We start from the raw sequence: 5361 nt of genomic DNA, 5'->3' as shown, positions 1-5361 counted from the left end.
CCGGGGCGCTGGCGGGGTTGGGGCCCGATGCCGCGCCGCGGGATGTGGTTCGCGCGGTGTCGATCGGGCTGCTGCGCCTCGATGATCAACGGCACCAGGACAATCTGGTGTTCGCGGCATTCCATGCGGCGAATCTGACCGGCAATACGGTCACCTCGGAGGAGATGATGGGGCCGCCGCGCTATCTGATCAACAGTTTCACCGAGCAGTTGCGGCGGGCGCGGCCGGACGAATCCGATGCGCGCGCAACCGAACTCGACGGCGAACTGATCGTGCTGGCCGTCACGTCGATCACGCAGGCGATCCTGGCGGGCGGGGCCACCCGGGAGCGGGCGGTCGAACTGCTCGACCACCTGCTCGACCGGATGTTTCCCGGGGAATGAGCGTCAGCGTTCCCGCTCGCCGACCTGGGCGCGCACGAAATCGACCACGGCATCGGTGAATTCGTCATTGGCGTCGCTGGCCGCGGTATGGGCCGCGGTACCGATCTCGGCGTAGTCGGCGTGCGGGACCAGCGCCCGGAAGGCCGCGACGCCCTCGTCGCTGACCACATCGGAGAGTGCGCCACGCACCAGCAGCACCGGAATCTTCAGCTGCCGGGCCGCGTTCTCCAGCAGCGCGGTGTGCACGTCGATCTCCTCGCCGCGCCCGTCGCGGGGCCCGCCCATCATGGCCGGATCCCAATGCCAGTACCAGCGGCCGTCGGCGCGCTGACGCAGATTGCGCTGCAGCCCTTCGGGATTGCGCGGCCGACGGCGGTGGGGGAGATACGCGGCGACGGCGTCGGCGGCCTCTTCCAGGCTGGCGAAGCCCTCGGGATTGCTGCTGAGGAAGTTGATGACGCGCTCGACCCCCTTGCGCTCCGGCCGCGGCACCACGTCCACCAGCACCAGGCCCGTAATGCGCTCGCGCTCAGCATGAGTGGTGGCCATGAGCCCGGTCAACCCGCCCATGCTCGCGCCGACGATGAACGCGGGCTTGTCGAGTTCGCGCAGCACGGCCATGAGGTCCTCGACCATGGCCTCGCGGCGGTAGTTGCCGCTGGGATCCCAGTCGCTGTCGCCGTGCCCGCGCGCGTCGAGCAGGACCGCGTGCATCCCGGCCTTGGCCAGCGCCAGTCCGGAGTCCTTCCAGGATCCGCGGGTCTGCCCGCCGCCGTGCAGGAACACCGCCAGCGGGCCGTCGGCGGGTCCCCAGCTGTCCCCGGCGATCCTCAGCCCGCCGTGCCCCGTGAAGCTCACCCGGGCGGGTTCGGTGAATTCAGCGTCATTGCTCACCCCTCGAGCATCGCACACCTCGGTTTACGGTGTATGAAGACCGGCCGGTAGCAAGAATCGGGGGTCGTCGGTGGGGGAGAAGGCCAGGGTGCGCACCGGGTAGGGAATGGCGATGCCCTCCTGGCGGTAGCGCCGGTGCAGGGCCTTGATGAATTCGCTGATCAGCAGGTATTGGTCCTCGTATTGCCGGGTGCGCAGCACGACCCGGAACTCGATGCCGGACTCGCCGAAGGTGTGGAACCGTACGCGCGGATCCGCGCCGGCGAAACCCTCGTCGAGTTCCTTCATGACATTGCGGGCTACCTCCAGGGTGACCGCTTCGACATGTTCGAGGTCGCTGTCGTAGCCGGTGGAGACCTCGACCATGACCGCCATGTCCTGTTCGGGGCGGTGGAAGTTGGTCAGGATGGCGTCGGCGAACTTGCGATTGGGCACGATGATGAAGTTGCCCGGAATGTCCTGGATGGTGGTGGTCCGCCAGTTCACGTCGTGGACCCAGCCCGCCTCGCCGGAGTCGAGCTTCACGAAATCGCCCGGATTCACCGTCTTGGATGCCAGGATGTGCACGCCCGCAAAGAGATTCGCCAGCGTGCCCTCCAGCGCGAGGGCGATGGCCAGGGCGCCGATGCCCAGCGCGCCGAGCAGGGGCGTGATCTGCAGGCCCACCGAGTCGAGGGTGATCAGCACGCCCAGCACGAACACCACGACCCGGGTGATGGTGGTGAACAGGCTGACCGAGCCCGAGATGCCGGTGATCCGCTTCGCCACCGTGGTCACCACCTCGGCGGCCAGCCGGGCCACCGCGTAGGTGATGGCCAGCATGAACGCCGCCTCGAGAATCTGATGGACGGCGTGCGGGGAGAACGGCAGCCCGGTGGGCAGCGACAGCGCGATGAGCAGGCCGGTCAGCGCGGCGAGCGGCATCGCGAGGTCACGGGCCAGGCCGAAGGCCATGCGGTGCACGGCCAGATTGCGCGCGGAGGTCTTGGCGGCGATCCGGTCGACCAGGCGACGGGTTGCGATGCCGACGAGCGGGCCGAGCACGGCGAATCCGATGGCCAGGGCCCAGATCAGCGACTTGTTCATCCGTGATTCCTCCCAGCAACGGTGGTGGGGTGGAACGCCAGCAGATAATTCTCGGATCATAGCGAGCCCGCTACCAGCACGAACGCGGACCCGGACGGTGGTCCGGGTCCGCGGGCGGTGGTCGCCGGTCAGGCGGCGGGTTCGGGTTCCGGATCGAGGAACACCTCGCGAATCTGCTTGGGGCCGAAGGGCCAGGTCTTCTCGACCCGGGCCCAGAGCAGGAACGCGACGATGCCCAGCGCGGTCCATGCCAGCGACCATTCGATCGGGTGGACGCCGGGATTGGCCTTGTCGGCGTAGCCGTAGATGACCGCCCAGCCGATGGCCGCGACCACCGCGGGCAGCGGATAGAGCAGCATCTTGTAGGGGCGGGCGAGGTTCGGCTGGCGGCGGCGCAGCACGACCAGCGCGGCGATCTGCGCGAACGCCTGGACGATGACCATGACCGTGGTCAGCAGCGAAATCAGCACGGCCAGTGGGGGATGCGTGGCCGAGGTCCCGACATGCCGGGCGAAGACGAATCCGGCCGCGGTGATCGCGCCCATCACGATCAGGCCGAGCATCGGGAATTCGTGCTTGGGGTGCAGGCGTCCGAAGGAGCGGAAGAAGACGCCGTCGCGGGCCGCGTCGAAGGGCACGCGCGAGCCGCCGAGCAGTCCGGCGAACACCGAGGCGAAGGCGGTGATGAGGATCAGGACGGTCACCACATTCGCCGCGTCCTTGCCCAGGGTCTGCTCGAGCACCGCCGAGGCCACCGATTGCGAGGCGACATTGCCCGAATCGAGCATGTCGTGCCAGTCGATGACGCCGAGCACGCCGATCTGCATGCCGAGGTAGATCGCCATGACCGCGAGCACGGCGTAGATGATCGAGCGGGGGAGCACCCGGCCCGGATCCTTCACCTCCGCACCGAGATACGCGGTGGTGTTGTAGCCCAGGTAGTCGTAGATGCCGATGGTCAGCCCGGAGGCGAAGCCCAGCCAGAAGCTGCCGCGCCCGAAGTCGATGGCGTGGTCGGGCCAGGTGAAGGCCATGCTCGGGTGGAAGTGCGTGAAGGAGGCCAGGATCACCGCCGCCACGGAGACGATCATGACCGCCCACATGACCACGGTGATGCGGCCGATGGAATCGATGCGCCGCCACAACAGAAGCAGCACCAGCGCCACCACCGCGAGCCCGACGATATCGCCCTGCCCGGTGGTCATGGACGGCCACAGGTAGGTCAGGTACTGCACCAGCCCTTGCACGCCGGTCGACATGATCAGCGGAATGAAAAGTATTGCGGTCCAGACGAACAGGAACGGCATCAGCCGCCCGCTGCGGTACTGGAACGCCTCGCGCAGGTACACGTAGGTGCCGCCCGCGCCGGGCATGGCCGCGCCGAGTTCGGCCCAGATGAGACCGTCGGCCAGGGCCAGCACCGCGCCGGCGACGAAGCCGATGACGGCGTGCGGGCCGCCGAAGGCCGCGACCATGAGCGGGATGGTGACGAAGGGTCCGATGCCGACCATCTGGCTCATATTGATGGTCGTGGCCTGGAAGAGGCCGATTCTTCGGGGAAGGGTGCGGGGGCCGGTCATGGCTGCCTCCGTGTCGCGCTGGGGCGTAAGGGTTTTGTAAAGTTAAATTCCTTTACTATCTGAGTCAAGTGGTGCGGCCGATTGTTTACAGTCGGATCGATGACGGATCGGGATCGGAGTGCCGTGGACGAACTCCCTTGGAACAGGCAGCGTTTGCGCAGCAACAATGAATGGCTGCTGCTCGAGCAGCTGCGCACCGCCGGACCCAGCTCGCGCGCCCAGCTGGCCCGCGACACCGGACTGTCCAAGCCGACCGTGTCGAGCGCCCTTGCCGCCCTGCAACAGCACGGGCTGGTGCGCGAGATGGGGACCGTGGTGCCCGAACGCGGGCGCACCGCGGTCGTCTACGAACCCGACCCGACGGCGGGCTACGTCCTCGGCATCGATGTCGGCCGCGCTTTCTTGCGTACCGCCGTGGCCGATCTGTCCGGAAAAGTGCTGTCCCGCACCGATATTCCGAACCGCGCCCGCACCGCCACCGCTCTCGCGCAGACCGCCGCGGAAGCGGTCCGCGAAACCCTCGCCGACGCCGATGTCCCCGTCGACCGCGTCGTCCACACCGTCCTCGGCAGCCCCGGCGTCTTCGACCCGCAGGACGGCCGCATGCACTACGCGGTCAATCTCCCCGGCTGGGGCCGCGCGGGCCTGCTCGACGAACTCCGCGACGCCCTCGGCGTCTCGGACCTGTCCGTCCACAATGACGCGAACCTCGCCGCCCTCGGCGAATACGCCCACGGCGGCGGCCGCGGCAGCCGGCTGTTCGTCTATGTCCTCATCGGCACCGGCCTCGGCGTCGGAATCGTCTCCCACGGCGAACTTTTCACCGGCGCACACGGTGCTGCGGGCGAAGTGGGTTTCCTCCCCGCCGCTTTCGGCGACCCGGCCGCCGGAGCCTCCCGCCGCGGCGCCCTCGAAGAGGCCGTCACCGCCGACGCAGTGGTGCGCGCGGCTCGTGACCGAGGCATGACCGGACGCCTGACAGCGAAGCGTGTCTTCGACGCGGCCCGCGCGGGCGACCCCCTGGCTACCGAGGTGGTCCGTCAAGAGGGCGAACGAATCGCCTTGGTGGTAGCCGCCGTCACCGCCGTCCTCGACCCGGACGTCATCGTCGTAGGCGGCGGCCTCGGCCGCAGCGCCGACCTCCTCCTCGACCAAGTCCGCGCCGCCCTGCAACGCACAACCCCGCTCCGCCCAACCGTCCGCCCGAGCGAAGTGGGCGACGACGCCGTCCTCCTCGGCGCGATCGCCACCGCCCTCCGCACCGCCCGCCCCCAGGTCTTCGACCGCCGCACCCCCAACAATCCGTAGCCGTGAACGACGCGAATCGTGAACCTGGCCACAGCGTTCGCACGGCCGTATAGCTGTCGGCTTGCTGGTATGCGCTGATGCCGGGTGTTCCGGCTGGTCGCAGCGTGTCC

At 68.5% G+C, this 5361-nt stretch carries 4 protein-coding genes and 1 pseudogene; 2 read left to right on the top strand and 3 right to left on the bottom strand.

Annotated features, from left to right (window positions below; genetic code table 11):
- Positions 1–383 (top strand): annotated as a pseudogene (locus ACAM49_RS38660) (TetR/AcrR family transcriptional regulator); the annotation flags it as partial.
- A 3-nt stretch (positions 384–386) separates the two neighbouring features.
- On the opposite strand, the gene ACAM49_RS38655 reads toward ACAM49_RS38660, so the two are convergent.
- The 3 genes from ACAM49_RS38655 to ACAM49_RS38645 form a co-directional block, all read right to left on the bottom strand.
- Complete coding sequence (locus tag ACAM49_RS38655) at positions 387–1277, bottom strand: alpha/beta fold hydrolase (protein ID WP_369640478.1); 891 nt, start codon at positions 1275–1277, stop codon at positions 387–389.
- A gap of 24 nt (positions 1278–1301) precedes the next feature.
- Positions 1302–2363: a mechanosensitive ion channel family protein gene (locus ACAM49_RS38650; protein ID WP_369640477.1), complete on the bottom strand. Its 1062-nt coding sequence runs from the start codon at positions 2361–2363 to the stop codon at positions 1302–1304.
- Positions 2364–2491: 128 nt separating this feature from the next.
- Positions 2492–3943 (bottom strand): APC family permease, encoded by a 1452-nt coding sequence (locus tag ACAM49_RS38645; RefSeq protein WP_369640476.1) that lies wholly within the window; start codon positions 3941–3943, stop codon positions 2492–2494.
- Positions 3944–4042: 99 nt separating this feature from the next.
- On the opposite strand from ACAM49_RS38645, the gene ACAM49_RS38640 reads away from it, so the two are divergent.
- Complete coding sequence (locus ACAM49_RS38640; protein WP_369640475.1) at positions 4043–5251, top strand: ROK family protein; 1209 nt, start codon at positions 4043–4045, stop codon at positions 5249–5251.
- Positions 5252–5361 lie beyond the last annotated feature (110 nt).

It is taken from the genome of Nocardia sp. JMUB6875 (assembly GCF_041154655.1).
GTDB lineage: Bacteria > Actinomycetota > Actinomycetes > Mycobacteriales > Mycobacteriaceae > Nocardia.
This window is presented reverse-complemented; position numbering and strand designations above follow the sequence as displayed.